At 38.8% G+C, this 23138-nt stretch carries 28 protein-coding genes and 1 tRNA gene; 13 read left to right on the top strand and 16 right to left on the bottom strand.

What is annotated here, in order from left to right:
• Positions 1–49: 49 nt before the first annotated feature.
• A complete protein-coding gene (locus SGI74_12635; GenBank protein ID MDZ4678342.1) occupies positions 50–652 on the top strand; it encodes a hypothetical protein in 603 nt (200 codons plus the stop codon).
• On the opposite strand, the gene SGI74_12630 is transcribed toward SGI74_12635, so the two are convergent.
• Complete coding sequence (locus SGI74_12630) at positions 649–1788, bottom strand: acyl-CoA dehydrogenase (GenBank protein MDZ4678341.1); 1140 nt, start codon at positions 1786–1788, stop codon at positions 649–651. The genes SGI74_12635 and SGI74_12630 overlap by 4 nt on opposite strands.
• 70 nt (positions 1789–1858) lie before the next feature.
• Between SGI74_12630 and SGI74_12625 the strand changes: the two genes are divergently transcribed.
• Positions 1859–2245, top strand: a complete 387-nt coding sequence (locus tag SGI74_12625; protein MDZ4678340.1) for a cobalamin B12-binding domain-containing protein — start codon at positions 1859–1861, stop codon at positions 2243–2245.
• Positions 2246–2557: 312 nt separating this feature from the next.
• Positions 2558–2956 carry a hypothetical protein gene (locus SGI74_12620; GenBank protein MDZ4678339.1) on the top strand — a complete coding sequence of 133 codons (399 nt, stop codon included), beginning with the start codon at positions 2558–2560 and terminating at the stop codon, positions 2954–2956.
• Positions 2957–2962: 6 nt separating this feature from the next.
• Here SGI74_12620 and SGI74_12615 read toward each other — a convergent pair whose 3' ends face one another.
• Positions 2963–4423, bottom strand: a complete 1461-nt coding sequence (locus SGI74_12615) for an HD domain-containing protein (GenBank protein ID MDZ4678338.1) — start codon at positions 4421–4423, stop codon at positions 2963–2965.
• A 22-nt stretch (positions 4424–4445) separates the two neighbouring features.
• Here SGI74_12615 and SGI74_12610 point away from each other — a divergent pair, with 22 nt between their 5' ends.
• On the top strand, positions 4446–5441 hold the full coding sequence (locus SGI74_12610; GenBank protein MDZ4678337.1) for an ARMT1-like domain-containing protein: 996 nt from the start codon (positions 4446–4448) through the stop codon (positions 5439–5441).
• Positions 5442–5448: 7 nt separating this feature from the next.
• On the opposite strand, the gene SGI74_12605 is transcribed toward SGI74_12610, so the two are convergent.
• Entirely contained in the window at positions 5449–6699 is a 1251-nt protein-coding gene (locus SGI74_12605) for an outer membrane protein transport protein (protein ID MDZ4678336.1), read from the bottom strand.
• A gap of 155 nt (positions 6700–6854) precedes the next feature.
• Between SGI74_12605 and SGI74_12600 the strand changes: the two genes are divergently transcribed.
• From SGI74_12600 to SGI74_12570, 7 genes are all read left to right on the top strand, one after another.
• Complete coding sequence (locus SGI74_12600) at positions 6855–7487, top strand: site-2 protease family protein (GenBank protein ID MDZ4678335.1); 633 nt, start codon at positions 6855–6857, stop codon at positions 7485–7487.
• Positions 7488–8486 (top strand): tryptophan--tRNA ligase, encoded by a 999-nt coding sequence (gene trpS, locus SGI74_12595; GenBank protein MDZ4678334.1) that lies wholly within the window; start codon positions 7488–7490, stop codon positions 8484–8486. It begins immediately after the preceding gene.
• Positions 8483–9388, top strand: a complete 906-nt coding sequence (locus SGI74_12590) for a segregation/condensation protein A (protein ID MDZ4678333.1) — start codon at positions 8483–8485, stop codon at positions 9386–9388. The genes trpS and SGI74_12590 overlap by 4 nt, the downstream gene beginning before the upstream one ends.
• The gene (scpB, locus tag SGI74_12585) at positions 9388–10611 is read left to right on the top strand and encodes an SMC-Scp complex subunit ScpB (GenBank protein MDZ4678332.1); all 1224 of its coding nucleotides are present in this window, start codon (positions 9388–9390) and stop codon (positions 10609–10611) included. The genes SGI74_12590 and scpB overlap by 1 nt, the downstream gene beginning before the upstream one ends.
• Positions 10612–10665: 54 nt before the next feature.
• Positions 10666–11463: a hypothetical protein gene (locus SGI74_12580; protein ID MDZ4678331.1), complete on the top strand. Its 798-nt coding sequence runs from the start codon at positions 10666–10668 to the stop codon at positions 11461–11463.
• A 72-nt stretch (positions 11464–11535) separates the two neighbouring features.
• Positions 11536–11612 (top strand) — tRNA-Met (locus tag SGI74_12575).
• 186 nt (positions 11613–11798) lie between these two features.
• Entirely contained in the window at positions 11799–12119 is a 321-nt protein-coding gene (locus SGI74_12570; protein ID MDZ4678330.1) for an XRE family transcriptional regulator, read from the top strand.
• 15 nt (positions 12120–12134) lie between these two features.
• On the opposite strand, the gene SGI74_12565 is transcribed toward SGI74_12570, so the two are convergent.
• From SGI74_12565 to SGI74_12530, 8 genes are all read right to left on the bottom strand, one after another.
• A complete protein-coding gene (locus SGI74_12565) occupies positions 12135–12590 on the bottom strand; it encodes a hypothetical protein (protein ID MDZ4678329.1) in 456 nt (151 codons plus the stop codon).
• Between the two features lie 28 nt (positions 12591–12618).
• A complete protein-coding gene (locus SGI74_12560) occupies positions 12619–13245 on the bottom strand; it encodes a transglycosylase SLT domain-containing protein (GenBank protein ID MDZ4678328.1) in 627 nt (208 codons plus the stop codon).
• A 228-nt stretch (positions 13246–13473) separates the two neighbouring features.
• Positions 13474–14481, bottom strand: a complete 1008-nt coding sequence (locus tag SGI74_12555; protein MDZ4678327.1) for a hypothetical protein — start codon at positions 14479–14481, stop codon at positions 13474–13476.
• Between the two features lie 156 nt (positions 14482–14637).
• Positions 14638–14955, bottom strand: coding sequence for a helix-turn-helix transcriptional regulator (locus SGI74_12550; GenBank protein MDZ4678326.1), 318 nt, complete (start codon positions 14953–14955; stop codon positions 14638–14640).
• A gap of 3 nt (positions 14956–14958) precedes the next feature.
• Positions 14959–15258, bottom strand: coding sequence for a hypothetical protein (locus SGI74_12545; GenBank protein MDZ4678325.1), 300 nt, complete (start codon positions 15256–15258; stop codon positions 14959–14961).
• 192 nt (positions 15259–15450) lie between these two features.
• The gene (locus SGI74_12540; GenBank protein MDZ4678324.1) at positions 15451–15792 is read right to left on the bottom strand and encodes a sensor histidine kinase; all 342 of its coding nucleotides are present in this window, start codon (positions 15790–15792) and stop codon (positions 15451–15453) included.
• 66 nt (positions 15793–15858) lie between these two features.
• Complete coding sequence (locus SGI74_12535; protein ID MDZ4678323.1) at positions 15859–16662, bottom strand: histidine kinase dimerization/phospho-acceptor domain-containing protein; 804 nt, start codon at positions 16660–16662, stop codon at positions 15859–15861.
• Positions 16663–16702: 40 nt separating this feature from the next.
• Positions 16703–16999 carry a hypothetical protein gene (locus SGI74_12530; GenBank protein ID MDZ4678322.1) on the bottom strand — a complete coding sequence of 99 codons (297 nt, stop codon included), beginning with the start codon at positions 16997–16999 and terminating at the stop codon, positions 16703–16705.
• 145 nt (positions 17000–17144) lie between these two features.
• On the opposite strand from SGI74_12530, the gene SGI74_12525 reads away from it, so the two are divergent.
• Together SGI74_12525 and SGI74_12520 are read left to right on the top strand one after the other, a co-directional pair.
• Positions 17145–17837 carry a class I SAM-dependent methyltransferase gene (locus tag SGI74_12525; protein MDZ4678321.1) on the top strand — a complete coding sequence of 231 codons (693 nt, stop codon included), beginning with the start codon at positions 17145–17147 and terminating at the stop codon, positions 17835–17837.
• Positions 17838–17916: 79 nt separating this feature from the next.
• Positions 17917–18444, top strand: a complete 528-nt coding sequence (locus tag SGI74_12520; protein MDZ4678320.1) for a TIGR00645 family protein — start codon at positions 17917–17919, stop codon at positions 18442–18444.
• 20 nt (positions 18445–18464) lie between these two features.
• On the opposite strand, the gene SGI74_12515 is transcribed toward SGI74_12520, so the two are convergent.
• The 5 genes from SGI74_12515 to SGI74_12495 all read right to left on the bottom strand — a co-directional run.
• The gene (locus SGI74_12515; protein ID MDZ4678319.1) at positions 18465–18968 is read right to left on the bottom strand and encodes a potassium channel family protein; all 504 of its coding nucleotides are present in this window, start codon (positions 18966–18968) and stop codon (positions 18465–18467) included.
• 19 nt (positions 18969–18987) lie between these two features.
• Entirely contained in the window at positions 18988–19611 is a 624-nt protein-coding gene (locus tag SGI74_12510; protein MDZ4678318.1) for a class I SAM-dependent methyltransferase, read from the bottom strand.
• A 43-nt stretch (positions 19612–19654) separates the two neighbouring features.
• Positions 19655–20881 carry a hypothetical protein gene (locus SGI74_12505; GenBank protein MDZ4678317.1) on the bottom strand — a complete coding sequence of 409 codons (1227 nt, stop codon included), beginning with the start codon at positions 20879–20881 and terminating at the stop codon, positions 19655–19657.
• Entirely contained in the window at positions 20881–22248 is a 1368-nt protein-coding gene (locus SGI74_12500; GenBank protein MDZ4678316.1) for an MraY family glycosyltransferase, read from the bottom strand. The genes SGI74_12505 and SGI74_12500 overlap by 1 nt, the downstream gene beginning before the upstream one ends.
• 257 nt (positions 22249–22505) lie before the next feature.
• Positions 22506–23138, bottom strand: a 633-nt coding sequence (locus SGI74_12495) for a methyltransferase (GenBank protein ID MDZ4678315.1), incomplete at its 5' end; no start/stop codon positions are given.

The following is a 23138-nucleotide window of genomic DNA, read 5'->3' as shown; positions in this document are numbered from 1 at the left end:
TGGGCATAGTCCTTGCTCTGAAGTCTGATGGATCTTTATGAGGACGTGTATGAAATCAACCCTTCAAATCACTCTAGTTTTAACAGGACTTATGCTTACGGCATGCCCCGCTGCTAACAAGAACTTAAAAGATAGCGTGACTAAAAGAGGTGGTAATCCTAATATAAATCCTCAAGAATTAGAAAAAACAAACGTACTAAATGCAGTCGTTCCAGAAACAAGAGCGCAGATCACTTACCCTAAGGGATGGACTACGGGCATTGACAATGGAACATCTCCTAACTGTAAAGTCATAAGTTGCCTTACACTCATGGGGCCAGGTGGCTCACTTTTTATTTTCAAAAAAATAGAAGATGAAAAACTTAAAATCATTACATTTGAAAAATTAACTGAATATTTAAAATCTAAGTTTCCTGATAGGAAGTTTGAAAAAGTAATCATCGGGAAATATCAGGCTTTAAGTTTTTTTATGCTTAATGAAAAAGATCATCAAATTGCAGATACGTTTGTACTGACAGATTCAAAAGTGGTTATTCGAATCGCGAATGATCTCACATCAAAAGATAATGGCATTACTTTAGCTGTAGAAATTTTAAAAAGTTTTGAAGCCGGTCAAGAAACGGATAATTTATTAGTTGAATCGGTAGATTAATTCGTCAGTAAAGTCTTAGCGATTGTTTGAAGCTGCATATTGCTCGTGCCTTCATAGATCTGACCAATTTTTGCATCTCGATAAAATTTCTCAACAGGGTATTCTTTTGTAAATCCATTACCACCGAAAACATCAATTGCTGTTGAACAAACAAATTCAGCCACTTTACTTGAATGATATTTTGCCATAGCAGCTTCTTGAAGAAATGGTTGTTTTGCATCTTTAAGTCTAGCCGCATGATAGACCATCAAACGTGCTGATTCTAATTGTGTAGCTGCTTGGGCCAATTGAAATTGAATTCCTTGAAAACTTGAGATTGGTTTTCCAAATTGTTGACGACCTTGTGAGTACTTAATGGCCGCTTCAAGGGCACCTTGGGCAACACCGATCATCTGCGCTCCAATGCCGATACGACCTTCATTGAGAGTTTCAATTGCAGTTTTATAACCTTTTCCAATTTCGCCTAATACGTTTTCGGCAGGTACTTCGCAGTTTTCAAATAGTAGTTCACATGTAGACGAAGCTCTGATTCCCATTTTGTCTTCTTTTTTGCCAATAGTAAAACCAGGGAATGACTTCTCAACGAGAAATGCAGAGATACCTTTATAGCCTAGTGTTTTATCAACGGTGGCGAAAACGATGAAAAATTCGGCTTCTTTGGCATTAGTAATCCAAAGCTTGTGACCGTTTAGAACATACTTATCACCTTTTTTTTCAGCACGGCATTGAAGTGCAAAGGCGTCTGAACCGCTAATGGATTCTGAAAGGCAATAAGAGCCAACCCATTGACCGGCTAATTTAGGAAGATATTTTGCTTTTTGTGCCTCGGTACCCCAACGAATCATTGCATTTGAGACGAGAGTATTTTGTACGTCTACTAAGACTCCGCATGAACCATCAACTCGTGAGAGTTCTTCAACCGCGAGACAGGCCATAAAGAAGCTAGCTCCCGCACCTCCGTATTTTTCGGGGGATTCAATGCCCATGATGCCCATTTCAAAGAATTGCTTAACGAGGTTTTTATCCATTTCAGCCTCATGGTCCATTTTTGAAACCAGGGGCTTAATTGAGCTTTCGGCAAACTGCCTGACAGCTGTTTGGAATGCTTTTTCATCGTCGCTAAGGAAATGGATCATTTTTGACTCCGTTTAAGTACTTTTTGTAGTTGGTTCTTGTGACTTCACTGTTTTATAATAGAACCATCTTATGGCAAGTCAAAAACGCATACTTATAGCTAAGCCCGGCCTTGATGGCCACGACAGAGGTGCAAAAATCATCGCCCGCGCCCTGCGTGATGCTGGTCATGAGGTTATCTATACGGGCCTTCATCAAACGCCGGATATGATCGTCTCAGCAGCCCTTCAAGAAGATGTCGATATGATCGGTCTTAGTATTTTATCAGGTGCGCATTTAACATTGGTCAAAGATGTTCAATCTCGATTGCAAAAAGCAAAGCTTAAGCATGTGAAACTCTTTGTAGGTGGAATTATTCCTGAAGGTGATATTTCAAAACTCAAAAAACTTGGAGTCAAAGGGGTTTTCACTCCAGGAACTCCTCTAGCTAATGTCATTGCAACTTTTGAAAAAAATTAAATTCTGAAACTCTTTTAGCCCAAAACAAACAAACAAATAACAAATAAACAAACAAACAATAAACCATATTTAAGCCATCGTAAACTGATAAGTCTGAAACACCTGTCTTTCGAAATTGACAATTAATTGTCAATATGACAAAAAATTGTCATATTTTGTATTGAGCTCCGTGGTGTGGACCTCCGTGGTGGTTGTTAAAAAAACCGCAATTCTTGGTGGGCTAGTTTTGAGATTTCTGTTGCGCAAGTTATAAGATATTTGCTGCGACAAGTTTTCTTAGTTGTAATGATGTTTTTTTGAAGGTGGTTTTGAATGAATAATAATGAGTTGAAAGTTGGAATTTTTAGGAAACTTTTAGTAGAAGCTCATAAGCTTATAAATCGGTCGGATTCGTTGGCGAATCTTGTGTTGGGGATTCTTGATGACGGTCAGATGACAGTTTCGCAAATTGCCAGGGTGTTGAAATCAAATCGACAAAATGTTCAAAGAATAGCTAATGAACTCGTTGCTGACGGTGTTTGTGAGTATACGGATAATTATTTTCATAGCAGATCAAAAATATTAAGACTTACTTCAAAAGGGCGAAAAATTTGGAAAACTGAGACTTTAAGCTTTGCAAAATTTGCTATGTCTTATACCTCCCCTGTGAGAGTTGAGGATTTGGCAAATATAATGCGCAGTTTGGAATTTATGAATAATTCTTGGAGGTGATGTAAATTAAGCGGGTTTTTTGGTTTTTAATTGTGGTCCGAACATTTTTTCAAGTTCTTTGAGAGATCCTTTTGATTGTAGATATTTGTAAGTATTTTTCCCAACGTAAACTCGTGGAGTGAAATTCTGATAGCCTGCTAGAATTCTTATTAATGAATTTGAAACATCAATCAATAATTTTACGTTACCCTCACGATCAACAATTTTTACAGACGATTGTTGATCTAGTCGGGTTTTATTTGATCGTTTTAAAGCATCACTATTTTTCGTAAAGATAACATCCTTTGTTGGGATATCTTCTACGACCCAAGCTGTTGGTACTTTGTCTAATTTTGTTCTCAACCACTCAACGGCATTATGTATTTTTTCAATACGATCACTGCGCTCAACTGGGCTTGTTATAAGTGATGCTTCAAAGGGGTCAGCTTTAATTTGTTGCATGGGAATGCGAAACATAAGCATTTCTATCCATTCTTCAATCATGGCAGAAATTTTGTGAGCACCTTTTACGCCGTGTTCAAGAGCTTCATGAAGTTTTGACGTAAAATAACTGTCATTAAAACCAAAAAAAGCTTTTGGATTTTTACTCACTAAGTTTTTTATTTCTTCAAAAGAATAGGCTAGACCCGTTTCAATAAAAAATTCAGCAATGCGTTCTGCAAGGAGATCAAATTGATAAGCAGTGCCTTCATGAATAATCTGCGTGTACCACGAATAACGACAGATTAAAAAATACTCCACCGCCATCAATGCACTTTCATTCACAGCTAAAACTTCGTTTTTACCTTGTTTGCACACACGCATGTTTGCAATTAAGTAATCAACGTCAAACACGCCATATTTTACGCCCGTATAATGAGAATCTCTTAAGAGATAATCCATTCGATCAGCATCAATATCCGAGTGAATAAGTTGATTCGCTAGTGGATCATCTGAATGACCATTAATAATTTGTGCGATTTCATTAGGGTCAAAGCCATCTGCTTTTAAAATGTGTGTGATTCCTGATGCAAAATCGGTGTTAGTGATAATATGTCGACCAAGTTCTTCATGATTAGCTGGGGTTATTTTTTTGCCAAGTGCTATTTGTTTGCGATTATATTTAATATAGCCGGCTTCGATTGAATGGCTAAATGGAAATGTTCCAATATCATGAAGCATAGCTGCGATTCTCATTTTACGATGAAACATCGTTTTTGAATCTCGCGTTTTTAAATTATAAAGCTTTTCATCATCAACACCTTTGCCAATGCTTCTTAAAATTTTATCCATAATGTGCATTGCACCTAGTGCATGGGCAAAGCGGGTGTGTGTTGCACCTGGAAATATATAATGACTCCAGCCGAGTTGTTTGATCCAGCGTAGTCGTTGAAAGTAGGGGCTCGCAACAATCCGATCTTCGGTGCGCGTCATCCCGATAAAACCATGGATACTATCAAAAATAGATTTTTTATAATTCTCAGCCATTGATAACTTATCGGATTTTTTCGTGGCAGGATTAAGAATTCAAGTCTATGGTCTAGGGGGAATCTATTATCTCAAAGGAGCATGGGTGAAAGCAGAACAAGGTTGCGCTGGATGTATTGTTGACGACATAGGAGGTGCGGTGCGCCTCATGGGTGTTGATGAGAAAAAACAACTTGAAGTCATAAATGCCTGTATGAAATATCTTTCTGAAAATTTCAATCTCAACACATTGCCTAGTGTTTTCATCACCGAAGTACATCGTATTGCTAAGCATCTCACAGGACAACGTTTGCCTTTTGAACAGCTTAGAAAAAATTGTAATGACGTAGGTCTTAAACTCTCAGGGCTTTTACAAAAAGAACTTTCAAAGAAAAAAGACACTCATTTTAAATTTGAGACTCTTGTAAAATGGGTAATAGCTAGTAATCACCTTGATTTTAGAACGGTGGGTACTGGGTATGACGTTCCTATAAAAATTATTGAAAAACATGTTCGCGATAAAGTTGCAGAAGAGCTTGTGATTAATGACACAAAGAAATTTTATAATTTTTTAAATAGTGTTCCTAAAAAATATAAATCTAGTTTAAAAAAATCACAGCCCCATGCACTTTTTATTCATGATAACGTTGGAGAAATTGCATTTGATAGGCTTTTAATTGCCGACATGCGTACACGTGGTTGGTTTGTCACCAGTGTTTTACGTGGTGGCCCTATCACCAGCGATGCAACACTTGAAGATGGGGCTTACGTGCATATGGAGAAATATGCCAACATGATTATCTGTGCGGGGCCTGACACACTAGGTATTTCGTGGGAAGAAAAATCTCCTGAACTTGATCATGCATTGTTTCATTCTGATTTGATTATCAGTAAAGGTCAGGCGAATTTTTATCTGTTTTCAGATTATCAAAAAGTGATTAAAAAGCCTGTGATGTGTTTACTCACAACAAAGTGTCCGTATGTGTCGAGTTATTTTAAAAAAACAAAGCTCATATCTGTGGCAAAATTTTTAAATTAATCTGAAGTCAAAATACATAAGAAGAAGCAATAAGCATTGAATAAATATATTGAACTTTGGGTGTGACAATTATTTGTTGATTTACTTGTTGAGTTGATTGCCCGTGGCCTCCAGTGAAATACCCGCCAAAAGTAATAGATGTGCTTCCAGTAAAAATAGCAAGGTTACTTGAAAAACCGAGCATATCAATATGATCAGCCTGTCTAATAAGGCCTGTGGTGATATCGGGATGACTTGAAAAGTTTGTAAAAAGCCCACTTCTTAATGCGATCCACGAAGCAAAATAATATTCCCCGCCGATGGCATAATTAAGAACTTGTTGGTTAGTAATTTGATCACCAGCGACAGGATCTAATAAATCTCGGTAAGTATTTGCTCCATACAAAGAAGCATCTACGTCTATAGACCATTTTTTAGGTATTGAATATGAAAGCCCAAGCGAAAATTTATGGGGAATAGTTGTTTGGCTTGGAATGTTTTTACGAGTTGAAACTGTCGGGACTCCGCTTACGCTGGTATCTAGAATGGATTTATAATAACTTCCATCTCCTGATAATTGAATTGAAGGCAAACGCATACTAGAGCCAATCCAAAATTGTGGGGTAATTTTATAAAGCCCGCCTAAAACATAAACCACATTGTTAGATGTAAAGGCTTTGGTTTCAAAAGAAAGTTTTGTGTGATTGCCTGACACTGTTTGGTCGATTGTAGATCTAAAATAATCCCGAGATGTATAATAAAAAGTCATTCCAGCTGAAAACTTGTCCGTAAAATTAATAGCCAGATTTCCGCCCACCCAAAGACTTTGATCTTTTGAGTTTATAAATGTGTTTGAATTGGGGTGAGCGTTTAGACTGATGTCACCAGAGAATGTGTCATATTCGGGAGTTAAAATTGATAATCCAACTGAGAATTTCTTAAACCCAAGTGCTGAACCTGCTGCGGCGGGAATACCTTGAAATGATCCGCGATTAAGTTTCAGCGTTGATTCTGATAGATTCCCTGCATCAGAAAAAGACGTATCATACTTATTGTAAAGACTCGCACTGGCTGAAAAACTGTAGCCTGGAATGAGTGCTAAAGTCGCTGGGTTATAAAAACTGCACGCAGACGGATCACCCGACATAGCTGTGAACGCCCCACCCATACCGGCGGCGCGATCACCTATGAGAACGGAATTATAGTTCCCCGTATCACCAAAAGTTTGAATGCCAAATAACACCCCAGAGAGGATACCGGCTAGCCTCAATAAGCTCATGAAATAACTAGAATTCTTTGTCAGTGAACAGTCAAGCAATCACTTGCTTTGGCGGGGCATCAAATGTTAAACCTGAAACATCGATAAACAACCAATAAGGTAGCTAAAACGTGGCCTCAAACCTAAATGTGATAGACATGCTGGTCAAGGTGGGGATGTTTTTAATCCCATTTCTCCTAGCACTTTGTTTTCATGAATACGCGCATGGTTGGGTTGCAAATAAATTAGGCGACCCCACAGCTCGCATGCTGGGCAGACTTACACTTAATCCAGTTGCTCATGCCGATATGCTAGGCACTATTATTTTACCAATACTCGCTATCACAACCGGAGCTCCCTTTTTTGGTTGGGCAAAGCCAGTACCTGTTAATGCCGATAATCTTAAAAACCCTAAAGTAGGAATGTTTTGGGTGGCCCTTGCAGGGCCTGGTTCAAATATTCTTCTAGCGATTATCGCGGCATTTACATTTGGTATTACAGTTAGATTTTTTGAGACTGCTACTTTCGCTAAAGCCATCATTGAATTTTCAAAAACATTTGTATTAATAAATTTGTCTTTAGCATTTTTTAATTTACTCCCGATTCACCCCCTAGATGGTGGTAAAATATTTGCGATCTTTTTACCTGATCGTGTGAACCAAAAACTAGAAGAGCATCAAACAACTTTTAGTATTTTATTACTTTTATTATTTATGACCGGTGGTCTTGCCACTGTTATTTATACCCCAGTTGTTCAAACAGCTCAGTTCATGCTTCGCGGATCACTGAGTGTGTTTGGTGCGCTTTAGATGTCTTACTTAAATAAGCCACGTGTCATGAGTGGGATGCGAACAACGCAAAGTTTGCATATCGGTAATTACTTCGGCGCACTTCGTAATTGGGTCGAACTTCAAAAAGATTATCAGTGCTTTTATGGTGCAATGAATTGGCATGCACTGACTGATGGTTTTAAAGATCCTCAAGTTTTTAAAAAATTCAATCGTGAGATTATTACCGATTGGCTTGCTTTTGGAATTGATCCTAATAAATCGGTTATCTTTGTTCAAAGTGAGATGGCTCCAGAACTATTAGAGCTTCATATGCTCTTTTGCATGGTCACACCCATGGGATGGCTTGAGCGAGTCACTACCTGGAAAGATGCTGCTGAAGAATTAAAGCAAAAAGATGCCTATAATTTAGGCCGTTTTATGTATCCAGTGCTTCAAACAGCTGACATTGCCATATTTAAGGGTGCAAAAGTACCTGTAGGGCAAGATCAGGTTCCTCATCTTGAGTTATCTCGTGAAATTGTGCGCCGGTTTAATAATATGTATAAAATCAAGCTCCCCGAGCCAGAAGCGCTTTTAACGTCGACACCTGCGGTTCCAGGGCTTGATGGGCGTAAAATGAGTAAGTCTTACGGCAATGTTATTGCTCTGTTAGATGAACCTGAGAATATTATAAAAATCCTAAAACCTATGCCTACGGATCCTGCCCGAGTTAAACGCACTGACCCAGGAAACCCCGAAATTTGTGCCGTGTACGGGCTTCATAAGCTTTTTAGTTCTGATAAAACCAAGTCAGATGTCAGTTCGGGCTGTCGCACCGCGGGAATCGGCTGCATTGATTGCAAAATGGCGCTTGGTGGCCATATCAATGAATTCATGAAAGAACCTCTGGCAAAGCGAAAAGAACTCTTGAATAATCCGTCCCACGTTGATGAAATCATTGGCGATGGTAATCAAAAGGCTAAGCGTGAAGGACAAAACACATTGAGCGAAATTAAAAGCCAATTGGGGTGGAAATGAGTCTTCAGGTTCAAATTGGAACATTCGAAGGCCCTTTGTCTTTATTGTTGTTCCTCATTAAAAAAAATGAAGTAGATATTTGCGATATTCCAATTCATGAAATCACTAAGCAATATCTTGAATACATCCAGATCATGAAAGAGCTTAATCTTGAAGTGGCCGGTGAGTTTGTGGCCATGGCTGCAACACTGATTTACATCAAGAGTCGAATGCTTGTTCCTCAATACAATGAACAAGGTGAAGAAATCATAGATGATCCTCGAAAAGAGCTTGTTCAAAAATTACTTGAATATCAAAAGTATAAAGAAGCCGGAAAATTACTCTATAAACGTCCGCTGTTGAATCGTGATCTTTGGGTTCGTGGTTCAAAAGACCCCATGCCAACAGTTGAAAGCGAAATAATTTTAGATGAACGAGGCCTTTTTGCTCTGATTGCTGCTTTTAGGCAACTCATGAAAGAAGCCGTTAAGACGACCCACGAAGTATATGGTCGCGGCATGAGCATAAGTGCACGTCTTATCGAAATTAAACATCGGTTTATAGTTGGTGAGCGCATTGAGCTTCGAAGTTTATTAAGTGAAACATTTACGAAAAAAGAATTGCTCATAACTTTTTTAAGTGTTTTAGAACTCTGCCGCATGAGTTTTACCCGTGTTTACCAAACAGAGGCGTTTTCATCCATTTACATTGAAACCATTAAAGTTGTGAGCAGTGATGTTGTTAATCGCGTTCAAGAATTTGATTCTACAAATGCAGCACAAACTGCCGATCAATTAATGTTTAAAGCAGAAGAAGACTTAAGACTTGAAAGCTTGAGTGAAGAAGCGAGCTCTCATATTCAAGAAGAGATGCTTGATAACGATGCTGAAGTAAAAGCTGTAGAAGCAGGGGAGCTTATCTAATGGCTAAAAAAACAAATAACGAAATTACAGAAATTCTTGACGCTGCAGAAACAGCTCGAGCAATGGAAGCTGAATTAGGCGAAGCCACAAAAGAAGGTGCCATTGAGGCACTTGAAGCTGTGACAGATGGTGATACTGAAGAATTACCTGTTCTTCCTAATGAACTTGAAGATACACAAGCCAAATCAGTTATTGAAAGCTTGTTGTTTGCAGCTTCTAACCCATTAAGTGTTGCAAATTTACGAGGAACTTTTCATGGTACAAATATTAATTCTCAAAAAATTCGCGAGCTTTTAGCATTACTTCAAGTTGATTACGCCGGTGGTGATCGAGGCATTTGTCTTGAAGAAGTAGCGGGTGGTTATCAATTACGCACAAAGGTTGATAATGCTGGTTGGATGCGAAAAATGGTCAAAGCAAGGCCCTTTAAACTTTCGGGTCCTGCACTTGAAGTATTAAGTATCATTGCTTACAAACAACCTGTTGTGAAGTCAGAAGTTGATCAAATTCGAGGCGTTGAATCAGGTCATCTCGTGCGCGCACTCATGGAAAAAAACATTGTACGCTTTGTTGGGAAATCTGAACTTCCTGGTAAACCCATGCTCTATGGAACCACAAAAGACTTTTTAGAACTCTTTGGACTTCGCAATATTCGAGAGCTTCCAACTTTGAGTGAAATTGATGAACTCATCCCTGAGGGTATTGGAGAACTTGAAGACTTAACTGAAAAAGAAACACTTGGTGATTTGACTGATAAAATGGCTCTGTCTATTGGCAAGAGTTATTCTGAAAGTGAGAGTGAGCTTCTCACCATCACAACAGAGCTCTCAACGATTTCAACGAGCTCGGAATTTTTTGAACAAGAAAAAAAGCGCGAAAAAGAACGAAAAGAAAATGAGCGAGCACAAGATTTACGCGAACGACAAATCATAGGTGAAACACTTCTTGATTCAGATGCAAGGTGGCTTGCAAAATTTGATGCTCGATTAGAAGCAGCAGCAAAAGCAGCCATCGCCGCAGAGGCAGAAGTGGCGGTAGTTGTCGCCGATGTGGTAGTAGAAGAAGAAGACGCACTCACTGCATTTAAAAATTATGCAGGAGTTGCAGCTTTTGATAAGCCAGCTGCTGCTACTACGACAGAAAGCACTGCAAGTGAAGCAGCCTCTATTTTTGAAGAGTATCTGCCTTCTGAAGCTGATCCAGAAAAAAACATAGACAACTAATTCATGAACCCACGAAAACTGTTTTGGATTCTAGCTCTAGTATGTATAATCCTTGTGGCATCTATTATCTATTCATCTATTCGCATAAAAGAACTAGAGACAAACCCAAATCGTGCGGTGATTGTCGAATCACCAACTTCAGTAGGTGAAATTGCACCTCAATCAGGTGTTGATGCTGGAGCTGGGGCAATATCTGGCAATGTGATTACATCAGAAGCGCAAAAACCATTTGCTAGTCGGTGTAAAGAGCCTGATTTATATAAAACATTGCGAGAAGAATTAGGGGCCATTGTTAATACACGGTACTTACGTGATCGACCAAAAATGTTTGTGAATGCCATTGAAGAGTTTAGAAATCATAAGGGCTTGCCCTTACCTGTTGGGATAAACCTTGATAAATTTAAATCGTTTGATCTGGTTTATTCTTGTAAACAAGCGTGCCCAGGTTCGGTGCATCTAGTTTTTGTTTCCCAGGTTAAAAAACAACAATTTATTGAGGCCTACACAGCCTCGGGTAAGTTTAAGCAACTTCCCATTGATGATTCCGGAATCGAACTTGCTACTATTGATGAGCTTGATTCAAAAGGTGTTCCGTTTCAAACATGGCGCACCCCGATGATTGACGGCCCCTGGTATGTGCGTGGAAAAGAATTATTTTATCAAACAGATATGGAAGGCCTGTGGTTAAAAATCGCAGTAAAAGGGGAGTGGAGTGTGGTTTCAAACCCCGCTGCCATTGAAAAATTACAAGGGGCTCAGCCTTTAACAGTCATCGGTTGTGGTAGGGATGAGCATTGTTTGACTGCATTAAATGGAAAAAGACGCTTTAAAGCATCCAAAGTTTGCCATTAGAACCTAAAGTCACTTGACGAAGAGGGCTGGGCTGAACTACAAGGAATGGTTCAATGGTTCATTCGAACTTGTCGCGGGGTGGAGCAGCCTGGTAGCTCGTCGGGCTCATAACCCGAAGGTCAGAGGTTCAAATCCTCTCCCCGCTACCAATTTTTGAACACGCAGAAATGCTCCAAGAGATTGAAATCATTCAAATTCGACCTTAAAAATCCTTAAAAAAATTACGCTTGCATGTTCAAATGTAGGAATGTGATTTTCAATCACTATACTGCGAGTAGTTTTGTTATCAAATATTGAATCTTGCAATATATTGCAAGATTAGGTATTTGATTATCATGAGTCGAAGAGTTTATCGTTACCCTAATGCGAAGAAATTAAAAGAGATGGAGCGAAAGCTTAAAAATGCTGAAGGCACTTTGATGGTAGGGCCTAGCTCATCTCCGGTTGAAAAATTTCGTTGGGATCTCTGCCAAAACCTTGTGCGCTATATGTCTGAGAAAGATTTATCTCAGGTTGAATTTGCGGATTTACTAGAAATTGATCAAGCGCGTGTCAGCGAGATCGTTAACCACCGAATTGACAAGGTCTCTACTGATAAGCTCATTATTTACAATGAGAAGATCAATCCAAAGGTAGCGTTTAAGATCGCACGGTAATAAATGGGACTAGCCTCACTTAATCGGAAATTCACTTTGTGGACACGGCATTTTATCGCCATAGTAGGCATCGTAACAGTCGCCATGTTCATTTGCGATGGCCATAAATCCAAAAGCTCTTCCATTACCATGAAATGTTCCCAGTTTTGGATAAGTATATTTATATTCCTCTTTTACACGGGGAACTTCAAAATCTCCGATAGCACCGATATAGATGTGTTTCCCTCTTTTTAAGATTCTCTCTATTTTCTTAATCCCATCGAAACAAGTTTTTTTTCCGAGTCGATTGCCCTGCGACATGGTCAAAACTGTGTTTTCTTCATCTAGAACATGGATCATAAATCCGTAAAGCACCTCATGAGTCTTGATTTCTTCGCACTCCATTAATATTCTTTCAGGTGCAACATTAAACTCAACTTTGCGACCCTGTTGTTTTGTAATTCTATAGGGAGGCGTGGTACACCCACTCAAGATTGAAACTAGAAAAAAGCATATAAATCTATTTCTTTTTGAGTTTTGCATATTCGTTCCTAAACTTTTTAAGCGCACTGTCTTTATATGTGGTTGTGCTTTTCAGCAGGCCTTTGTATTCTAAAATAATTTCTTCTGCATTTGGCGTGCGCTTCAACTTACTTTCTGCAGTTTGTCTTTTTCTAAAGAGCCAGCGAATTCCCATTGGGATGGCAATGTTTGGATCTTTTAAATCTTTTTGCCGGATTTTAGTGAAAATGAAATCTTTTGTTTCACCTTTAGGGTCTTGAAGAATTTTTAATGTAGGTTTAGTTATTTGTGCTATGCCTATGGCTACAGGATTGTTCGGAGGATCTTTGTGAAATCCAGACTCACTTGCTATCAACGCTTTGACTACATTTGGATCTAGGGGCGGATTGATATTAAATTTTTTATTGAAATAATCTGTCCATACAGCGATCTGCTCATCATGCATATCAGCGTTTTTATATTCATTTAATTTATTCGGAGTTGGGTAGATCAAAGCTTTTCGGTCATATTTATTGAAAATAGATTCAATTTCATCGGTACCAAGATAAGTGCCTTGAAGACGCCGTAAGTGTTGATCTCTTATAGTTAAGCCCGTTGGATTTTTTTCGCTCACCGAAACGTGCAAGGGGTGCTCCCTCACCGTTGTAATTTTCTTTCGAGGCTTTTTTGGCATGAATAATTTTACTGATTATCTACTTTAGCTGCAAGGGCATTGAAGACATTCAATCGTCGATTGCATCAGGCTCTTAAAGCCACAGAAGGTTCTCCTGAATCAGATAAGGTGTTTTTTCCTAAGACCACCTCCCAGTGCCGCATTATCAATTTACACCAAAAATGGTATCAACGTTTAAGATTACTGACCCAGTCGGATGCCGTTACAGACGCCAGGTTTTGTGCCGATGCGGTTTCCGCAAGAGTACACATCAACTGGGTAGTTGGGATTAAACCAATCCACATAAATCATGAAAGGGCTACTAGTCGGGAAGATTTCGCCACCGTATGTGGTGCTCCATACAGGACCAACATCACCATTAAGCGTATTGGAACCCGTCAACTCAAGATCGCATGTTTTGCGAAGGGGATCACTGTTACGACGAACGGGGCAGCAGCCAGTTTTTTCTCCATTCCAAACCGTCGAGCAATAGTTGGCCGTCGGACTTCCAACAGGTCCATCGCAAACAATTGGCGTAGAATCGAAACGATACTTGCCATCAGATCCCTGACCACTTGCTTCCACGCGCATATGATGGAGAGGTGGCGGAGCAGGATTCACACACTGCTTGTTCGTTTGTTTGGGAGGACAAATTTTAGGAGCACAAGTTCCTGTCCAACCCCAGTCATTTGTCACTCGCCCATTGAGGACCCGGCGGCCGAGAGCATCGTACATGCCACGAGCGCCGTCGTCGACCAAACCTGAAGCTTCATCGATTACCCAGTGACGATAACGATTTTCATAGTCGACCATCTCAGGCAAGGGGTGACAGTCTTTGGTAATTTCAGGATAGTCGCCTGGGAGACAGCGAAAGTTCTCGTGCTTAGCCACTTCGCATGCCGATTTCGCAACACAGAGCTTGTAGGTTTTACGCCCATCATTGTACTCGGCCCGAACATAACCTTGAGTGCAGCTTGCGTTGTTTACTATCGGAACTGGTTCAGATGGAATTTCTTTAAGACAACCGGTTGGCTCTGGCTCAATTGTAGGAACCGGAGTAGCTGTGGCCGAAGGGCTCGGCGTCGCAGTTGCGAGCGGAGTTGGTTTCGACGAAGCACCTAGAGCCTTACCTTTGCCTGTACAAGCTACACTCACAGATACCAAAAGCATTAGAGCAAGCAAAGAACGCATACTGTTTGCTACCTTCATAAAAGCCACCTTACGTTATTATCCTACCTAAGTTTATCGGGTCTTGAGATTATTACTTGAGTCCAGGATGAGACGTTTTTCGAAATCTCATTCTGATCGTCATGAGTCGAGAAAGGGGATGGTTATTCACTCAACATAAGTCTATAGCTGTTTTGATCAGCCTACTTTTTTCTTCGCCATCATCTTGGCAGCAGCTGCTTGAACAGTTTTTATATCTTTTCCATATGAAGACACATAACCGTTTGGAAATAAAAGACCTGAGGGGCTAATGCCTAAAGCAGTTGCAATGAGGACTGCTCTTTTAACTCCGATTTCAACTTTATCATTTTCAATGGCACTTAAGTTGGTTTCAGCAATGCCGGTGACTTTAGCTAACTCTTGTTGAGTGATATTAAAATTTGTACGAAAAGCTTTGATCACTTTTCCAGGTGTTGCCTTGGGTAACTTAAGGTTAAAAAAGTGACGTGTTGCCATATTTTACTCCTTTTTCTTTTTATAATCATGGTCAGTAGTAATTCTCACCACAATCACTGTTATAATACTGTCTTTCACCGTGTAGATGATTCGACCGCTATAACTAAAACTAGAGGCCCGATGCTCTGCCCATTCTCCATAAAGAGGGTGGTCAGCCCAAACAGAAGGTTTCTTTTTAAGCTCATCAGGGCCGTGTTCGGCCACTATTTGGGCCCAAGTTTGAATTACGAGCCTGTCATCTTCTGTTAAATCGCTGCTTTCAAATATTTGAGCAGCTTTATCCTGAATTTTAACCTGCCACATCAAGATGCTCCATACTTATTAAATATAATAAGTTATTATATTTAATAAGTAAAGAAAATTTTTAGAAAGTAATTTAAATTATACAGCTTTCGGCGAGGCACCTCATCTTAACTTTAGAATTTCTGCCTATTTTTCTTCTGCGTTGGATGAAATAGAAAATGATCGTGCTAAAGAATTAATTCTGCTCTCAACCTATGGCGTCTTGGGAAATATAATTGAAAAGGTCGTTCCATAGTCAGCATTACTCACTAACTCAATTTTCCCACCATGCGCTTCAACAATTCCCTGAACTAATGTTAGTCCTAATCCCCAACCTTTTTGCTTTCCGAATCGGACGGTTTTTGATCTAAAAAACGGCTCAAAAACTGCACTCTGTTCTTCTACTGGTATAGGCTTTCCCTCATTATGAACAGAAATTTTTATTTCATTCATTAATTCTTGGACCGCCACAGTTATAGGGCGACCCACTTCTCCATGCTTAACAGCGTTGGTTAGTAAGTTCTCCAAAGCCCTGCCAATTTTGCCGTAAGCCAATTTGCAGTTGATTGGAAGATCTGGAGGATTAAAAATAAATCTTTTTTCAGTTTGAGTTTGAGAAAATTATTCTAAAAGTTCTGTTACCTGTTTTCTAAGATCATATTCTTTCGTCTCAATGGTTAGGCTTTTGCCCGCCCTTATTTGATTTGTATCTAGTAAAGAATCTATCATGGTATCTACTCGCACAATATTACTCAAAATTCTCGATGCCAATTTATTTACGTCATCTGTATTTCCTAAATTGCGGAGTAAAATCTGAGAACTCATTTTTGCGGCTGTCAGCGGATTTTTTAAATCGTGTGTAAGTGTTGCCACAAATAAATCTCTTAACCGTTGTTCAGATTCAAGTTTCTCGATTGTGGTGAGTGATTCATAAAGATCAGATTCAACTTGTTTGACGACTTCGGTTTTCTCAGCAAGTTCCTGATCTTTTTCATTAATCTGAATTTTCATAAACTCAGCACCAGTTATGACAATCCCTCTTTCAATGGAATCTAGAATTATATCCCGATCACGCTGATTTAGTGGGCCTCCGACTTTTTCTAAAATCTCAAACATTGTTTCTCGTAAAATTCTCATTTCGGCTAATACTTGCTTGAGAGTGTAATCGCCTAGTGCCGCTCGCTGTTGACCATGTTCTTTGGAGATATCTTTTCGTTCGTCTGTGGAAAAACCAACTAGAGAAAGGGCATTAATTATTTGATCTATCAATTGAGGAAGAGCATTCAGGAGGGCTGGTTTACTTTGACTTTGAGCTGCGGGAAATTGTTCTTTTGCTATTGACGCCCAAAGATCAACAATTACTTTTTTATTTCGATCAAGTAAGATGGCTGTTGATTGCATTTTAGGTGTATCGTCATTTTCCACAGTTACCTTTTTCCTTGATTACTGGTGTTTTAGTTCGGACTTACTTTGGGCAAGGAATTGAAATATTTTTCACGTTAATAATTTTCTTTTCCTGAGAATCAACAGCTTGAATACTCATGGACGTCTCAGAGCCCTGTGCACACTGCGAATATGATATCGAGATTACTTTTACAACTACACCGTAGGTTAATTGGATAGACAGTGGGATATTTTGAGCAGCAGGATTTGCCATTAAAAAACTCATAATGCTGGTGTTATTACTGGGAACCTGAATCTCCACAGCCTGGGCTGTAGAATTAATCGACAAAGCCACGAAAAAAAGTAACAAACTTCTCATTTAAAACTCCTTGATCGTTTTTATTTTAAAGTCACTCCTAGTAGAGCAGAAAGTATGCCAGATTTATAATGACTCAAAATATTTGGACCTCTATACAGGAGTCTTCAAGTCTTGCAACTTATCGCGGGGAGCAGTACGATTTTAAATGCTGAAATTTAGTTCAAAAAATCCTTTTCCGCTCGTGCGATGCGATGACAAGAGTATTACTGAAGCAAGGGTACGTGCTCATTCCGACCAAGTAGATGCCTATCTCGGCATGCAGATAGAAGAAGTTGAAAAGAAACTTCGCAGCGACGGGTGCCGGTTAAAGGCTTCGGGTTTTCACGAAAAAACACAAGAATTATGGATTGGATTGGCAGCGAAGCGGTTTCTTACTCCGTATACCGAAATTAGAACTATCCTTTCATTACTTAAGCCCGAACAAAGTACTACAATTGTTGATTTAGGCGCGGGTTACGGGCGCATGGGTTTTGTCGTCGGGAGGCACTATCCGAAAGTTAAATTTATCGGATACGAATATGTTGGCGAACGAGTCAAAGAAAGTAAGCGATGCCTAAATCGCCTTGGCCATCCCCTTGTAAAATTTAAACATGCAGATTTGAGTTCCATGGAATTTCAACCCGCCACTGCAGACTATTATTTTATATATGATTACGGGACATCAGAGGCCATTAAGAAGACTCTCGTTGATCTTAAAAAGATTGCTCAAGAAAAACCCATCACCGTTGTTGCTCGAGGCCGAGATTCGAGAGATTTCATTGAGGAACATCATCTTTGGCTTACAAAGAGAGCATTACCCAAATCTTATATTTATTTTTCAATATACCAATCTGCCTAAATGCACATACCTAGTACTTAACCCGCGTGAATCAAGTAGACAAATCAGTTTCATTCAAAGTATTTTAGGTCGAGGTACTATGAAACGCATTGAGAATATTTTTGAACAAGTGATTTTTGCAAGCCGTTGGATACAAGCGCCCATTTATGGTGGCCTTATTGTAGGAGCACTACTTTACACCTACAAATTTTTGGCTGAGCTGGTGCATCTCTGCGCAACTGTTAATTCAATCACTGAAGAAGTTCTAATGTTAGGTATTTTGACTTTAGTTGATATAACGATGGTCTTAAACCTCCTCATTATGGTTATCATCGGTGGATACGCAACATTTGTAAGTCGCATTCATTTGGATAAACATGAAGATCGACCCGATTGGCTTGAAAAAATTAACGCTGGTACTCTAAAGGTAAAGTTGGCAGGAGCCTTAGTCGGTATCTCTGGTATTCATTTGTTAAAATCCTTTATCGATATCACTAAGAAGGATCCTGATCATATTAAGTGGCAGGTTATTATTCATCTCGTGTTTTTATTTTCAACTCTAGCGCTTGCATACACCGAGAAAATGCTTCATGCATCTGAAAGTAGCTCTACTAAACTGAAGCATTAATAAAGACTACTTCAGCTACTTTATTTTCTTGTGACTTCATAGTCCTTAAATTTATGCAAATTAGAATTAAGTTTCTCAATTGAATGGATTAATTTATTCGCAGTTTCATTATCGAGATGAATTGCTTTATTGATTTTGGTAAGTCCACTTTCCAATTCATCCATTTCTTTCTCCAAGTGACCTAAATCAGGAGTCAAAAGAGCTCTTACAAAAAGTGCCATATAAGACCAAAGAAAAAGTGAACCAATGAGCATCATACCAATACTTAAAATCTTCCCAGGTGTCGTCACAGGGACAACCACCCCATATCCAATTGTTGTCATGAGCCCGGTGCTCCAAGAAAGGCAATCCAGAAATGATTGAACCTCGGGGTTATAATTTTTCTCTAGGTAATAAAAAAGAATGGAGCTAAGGAGTGTAATGCCGTGGCCAAAAACTGTAAGTGCCCAAAAGAGAGGTTGATGAATCAAGAAATAAACACGCCGCCAAATTGCTCTAAGAGTTCTTCGAAATGAAACTTTCATTTTTATCTTGCCTTCCTAATTAGGAATTTATTGAAAATACCGTGTATGTTTTTGAGTTTCGGCCAATATCGTAAAATTCTTTTTTTGCATTGGAGTATTTAAAAATTTCTTCTGAAAATTCTGGTGGTGCGCCAAATATAATTTTAAAAGGCCTTGGACTTTTCTGAATGGAAGTCATTATTTTTTGCATCACACCTTTTAACTGGTTTTGTTCAAGGGGATTATAAATATACATAATTGTAGCATCATCGGGGATTAAATATTTCATCATGTCTTCTGTAATCACAGAAATATTTTTACAAGTTGATCGTTTAGAATAAGATTTAACATTTTTTTCAGCAATCAAACAAAGCTCAGAATTGTAATCTACTCCAATAATTCTCTTAAATGAAAATCGAGAAGCCATCAAAAGTATTCGGCCTTTACCGCAACCAAGATCTAATAAGACATCATGTGGGCCAGGATTTATAAGTCTTAATAACTTGGGAAATGTCTGCCAATCAGTGGGGTCATAACCATTACGCTCGCCAGCTGATTCGATAAGTTCTTTGTTTGAACTAGTATCAATTTGAAAATAAAAATCTAATAAATTATCAAGAATATAAAATTTTAATTTTGCAATTTTTCTACGTATTTTTAGCATATTCATAGATGTTTTTATTCCGTTTTCTTTGGCGTGCCTGGTTTTAAAAACCGCAGTATTCTCGGAAGGCCTTGTATAAATTATCGGCGAACATCCACTCAACACCAAAATAGGGGTTTGATGAAATTTTTTCTTCAAATACTTTTGCCGCTGCACCTGTTCGAGATAGTCCAATTCCAAATGGAGCATTTTCCCAAATATAGAGAATATTCTCTACAACTCCATGTCCACGCGAAGAAGTAATAGACCTGATACTGTTGATAGCCTCATACCGCGCTTGAGCAGTTTTCATCTGCGGGTCATCGATAGTAAGTATTAATTGAAATGATAAATAAAAAAGTCCGCCAACGAGTGCTCCAGCAAATAATCGAACGGGTTTTCTCCAAAAGATCACAATATAAGCTGCAATACTACCAGCTACGGCTTTAAGCATCGCAGATCTAATTTGACATACAAAAAGGGCGTAAATTACTACGATAATAAGTGCAATAAGCACTATTTTTTTAAACATTTTTTTATCCATACTTGTAAAAGCCACTACAAGCGGAGTGCTTAGAAATAACCAAGTAGAGGCTCCGCCTGGAGTAGCAGCTGTACCGAAAGGGCGGAACTGTTTACCAACAAAAATATCGTTCATAGGTTTTGCATAATTAGGGCTTAGTGCTAAGACTGAGCTTGCACCTAAGTTAAATTGGTAGATCGAAAGTATTGACTCTACGGTGAGAATAATAATGGCTAATACAAACATACTTCTGAGGTCTGAAACTTTATCAAAAAATGAGTAAGTAAAAAAGTAGAGTGTTAAAAATGATGCATATATTTTATAAGCAGCGATACCTGGTACGAGACCTATTCCGTATGGATTTAAAATTTCAAGTGAAACCCACATTGCGTGTATAAGAAAAAACACCCAAAATGGTGGAAGCTTGAAATTTAATGAGGAGCGTGAAAAAGCGACGAATATCAGCCAGCGTATGCATAATAAAACCACGAGTAGATCTGAGGCAACGTGGATTACTGGGTTGTATCCAGATAGAATTTTAAGCATTCCATCAAATCCAACATAAGTTAAAATGATCGCGGGTGCTGCTTTAAAAGGCCCTAAAAAAAGTGTTAATGCTGATACGCAAAATGGAATAAATAAAATTGCCGGTAGTGATACCAGCGAAAATAAAAAAATCGTTCCGGTAATAACAAGAATATTGAAAATTGAAATTTGTAAAATGCTTTTATTAAAATATGAAGAAGAGTTAAGGGCGACAGTTTTCATTATGCAGCTCGCTTAACTGGAAGCTTGGCAACTTCATCTAATTCGCCAGTTCCTCGTGTGATATTATTTGATAAGCATACAACTGTATCACTGAGAGTTTCTTCTTCGCTCTCAAGTACTTGATATTCTCGAAACATTGTTTTTAGAGCACTCTTAAATTCATTTAAAAAAGATTCAGTTATTTCTAAAGGTTGCTCAAAATAAATGATGATCCCATTGTTATTTACAGATTTAAATAATCCTTCTGGAAAATGTTGTTTCACTAATGCTGAAAAATCTGCAGCAAATTTATGAGTCATGGTTGGGGTGAAGCGCTGAAATTCACTACTAATTTTTGCTAAATTTATGAGTAATCCTGGAAACGATCTAAGCGTTCCCGTTCTTTTATTTTGAAGTGAGAGTTGTTGATTAATTACAGAGTGATTATAAAGGGCGATGCGACTACCAAGAATTTTATCCCATAGAAACACTAAAGCAAGTGCTCCAATTAATCCACCGGTAGTTATTGCAAGTACTAGAAGTGCTGGAAATATTGGTAGTGAGTTAATGGTATATGCACCAATCGCACAATACATAACAACTGAGTAGATGATGAAAGGCGACTGAGGAACTGTAAACCCAATTTTTTGGAGCTTGTGATGAAGATGACTATGATCGCCCTTAAAGATGGGCCTTTGATTGATGAGTCTACGCATTATTGCTAAAACAGCATCAATCTGTGGGTAAGCTAATAAAAGCATCGGAACCAAAACGGCATAAGAACCATTGAGGCTTGGTTGTAAAATCGTTGTGGCACTTCCAAGAACAAAACCAAATAGTCCGCTGCCGCTATCACCAAGATAAATTTTTGCTGGCGGATAATTGAAAAACAAAAAGCCAAGTGAAGTTCCTGCGAAAATAATCATGGCAATAGACATCTCTCTATTTCCGTTAAAGAGAATCGCCAGCATTATAAAAACAATTGTTAAAGTTCCAGCAACAAGGCCATCCATTCCATCAATGAAGTTAATGGCGTTAATAATTCCAATGATCCAAGCTGCTGAGAGCAACATTGCAATTGATGGGGGAAGACCTATTTGTTCAAGTAACAAATCACCTCTGGGTATTGTTGTTACCCAAAGTGAAGCTGCTAAAACTTGTACAAAAAACTTAGGGCGTGCTGAGAGTTCTTTAAAGTCATCTATGATGCCAATGAGAAGTACGGGGATGCTTACTAAAAGTAGGTGAAAACCAAGGGATGATTGCGACAAACTCATACTTGCTGCACTTGCGATAACAATTGCAATGCCACCAAGTAGCGGGGTTCTTGATGTAGAACGTCGCCTTGCGTCAATATGAGACAATGCCATAAAGCGGTGAGCCGCCATGATGACTATTGGGCAAACCAACGTGGTTAATGTGAATGCTATGAAAAAATGAATAAAATGTTGTTGAACCATACCTCTCTACTATCGGTTCAACCAACAATTTACTTTACTTTCTGTATACTTACGGCAACTTTCGCAAAGAATACAAGGCTTTAGGCGAGCATCCAAATTGTTGCCGAAATGTTGCTTTTCCTCTTTAATATCAACATTTTACACAGATTTTGGCATTTTGAAAAAAACAGAGATTGTCAGAAGTCTTACTGAGTCGAGTCAGGTTTTCGGCAAACGAAAAAAACCTGACTGTTAACAAGACCTTGGTTAATCGGAATAGGCGAGAAATACGTCTGATCGATGATGAAATCTTGGTTGAGACGCTTCTTTAAAGCGCGCCAGTTAAACCCTTTATGGGAATGAAGTTTTAGTGGTGGAGCAGGTGGGTTAACGTGCTCATGTACCGGGCGATTTATCTCAGTATTTTGGGTTGCCATCACCATTTTGATAAGTTCACTCATAGAATAGGGTTCAATGTATTTATAATCTCCAATGCCGCGCCATCCAGCTATGCGGCGAAACAATTGCTTAAAAAGTAATGTGGGTCCGATTTCAATTGGAACTGAAATCACAACATGTCCGCCTGGTTTTAGAAGTGCGTTTAAGTTTTTAAGTACGAGTTCTCTTTCAGGCAGGGCACAATGCTCTATAACTTCCATGCAAGTTACTACATCAAATTTTGCGTTTAAGTGCCCATCGATAAGATCATTGGTCGTTGTAAATGACATTTTGGGAAGATCATGAAATCTCTTTTTATTTGATTGAATTTGACTAAGATTTGAATCAACGCCCGTTGCTGATTCAAAAAAATCTTGGTTTAGTAATAGAAAACTTCCATC

The sequence above is a fragment of the Oligoflexia bacterium genome, assembly GCA_034439615.1.
In the GTDB taxonomy this organism is placed as follows: domain Bacteria; phylum Bdellovibrionota; class Bdellovibrionia; order JABDDW01; family JABDDW01; genus JAWXAT01.
Note: the sequence above shows the minus strand (reverse complement) of the source record. Positions and strands in the feature narration are given on the sequence as shown.

Excerpts from the sequence above, each read along its gene's own strand:
- SGI74_12635 (MDZ4678342.1), top strand. The coding sequence starts at position 50 with ATGAAATCAACCCTTCAAATCACTCTAGTTTTAACAGGACTTATGCTT.
- SGI74_12630 (MDZ4678341.1), bottom strand. The coding sequence starts at position 1,788 with ATGATCCATTTCCTTAGCGACGATGAAAAAGCATTCCAAACAGCTGTC.
- SGI74_12625 (MDZ4678340.1), top strand. The coding sequence starts at position 1,859 with ATGGCAAGTCAAAAACGCATACTTATAGCTAAGCCCGGCCTTGATGGC.
- SGI74_12620 (MDZ4678339.1), top strand. The coding sequence starts at position 2,558 with ATGAATAATAATGAGTTGAAAGTTGGAATTTTTAGGAAACTTTTAGTA.
- SGI74_12615 (MDZ4678338.1), bottom strand. The coding sequence starts at position 4,423 with ATGGCTGAGAATTATAAAAAATCTATTTTTGATAGTATCCATGGTTTT.
- SGI74_12605 (MDZ4678336.1), bottom strand. The coding sequence starts at position 6,699 with ATGAGCTTATTGAGGCTAGCCGGTATCCTCTCTGGGGTGTTATTTGGC.
- SGI74_12600 (MDZ4678335.1), top strand. The coding sequence starts at position 6,855 with ATGTTTTTAATCCCATTTCTCCTAGCACTTTGTTTTCATGAATACGCG.
- trpS (MDZ4678334.1), top strand. The coding sequence starts at position 7,488 with ATGTCTTACTTAAATAAGCCACGTGTCATGAGTGGGATGCGAACAACG.
- SGI74_12590 (MDZ4678333.1), top strand. The coding sequence starts at position 8,483 with ATGAGTCTTCAGGTTCAAATTGGAACATTCGAAGGCCCTTTGTCTTTA.
- scpB (MDZ4678332.1), top strand. The coding sequence starts at position 9,388 with ATGGCTAAAAAAACAAATAACGAAATTACAGAAATTCTTGACGCTGCA.
- SGI74_12570 (MDZ4678330.1), top strand. The coding sequence starts at position 11,799 with ATGAGTCGAAGAGTTTATCGTTACCCTAATGCGAAGAAATTAAAAGAG.
- SGI74_12555 (MDZ4678327.1), bottom strand. The coding sequence starts at position 14,481 with ATGAAGGTAGCAAACAGTATGCGTTCTTTGCTTGCTCTAATGCTTTTG.
- SGI74_12550 (MDZ4678326.1), bottom strand. The coding sequence starts at position 14,955 with ATGGCAACACGTCACTTTTTTAACCTTAAGTTACCCAAGGCAACACCT.
- SGI74_12545 (MDZ4678325.1), bottom strand. The coding sequence starts at position 15,258 with ATGTGGCAGGTTAAAATTCAGGATAAAGCTGCTCAAATATTTGAAAGC.
- SGI74_12530 (MDZ4678322.1), bottom strand. The coding sequence starts at position 16,999 with ATGAGAAGTTTGTTACTTTTTTTCGTGGCTTTGTCGATTAATTCTACA.
- SGI74_12525 (MDZ4678321.1), top strand. The coding sequence starts at position 17,145 with ATGCTGAAATTTAGTTCAAAAAATCCTTTTCCGCTCGTGCGATGCGAT.
- SGI74_12520 (MDZ4678320.1), top strand. The coding sequence starts at position 17,917 with ATGAAACGCATTGAGAATATTTTTGAACAAGTGATTTTTGCAAGCCGT.
- SGI74_12515 (MDZ4678319.1), bottom strand. The coding sequence starts at position 18,968 with ATGAAAGTTTCATTTCGAAGAACTCTTAGAGCAATTTGGCGGCGTGTT.
- SGI74_12510 (MDZ4678318.1), bottom strand. The coding sequence starts at position 19,611 with ATGCTAAAAATACGTAGAAAAATTGCAAAATTAAAATTTTATATTCTT.
- SGI74_12505 (MDZ4678317.1), bottom strand. The coding sequence starts at position 20,881 with ATGAAAACTGTCGCCCTTAACTCTTCTTCATATTTTAATAAAAGCATT.
- SGI74_12500 (MDZ4678316.1), bottom strand. The coding sequence starts at position 22,248 with ATGGCGGCTCACCGCTTTATGGCATTGTCTCATATTGACGCAAGGCGA.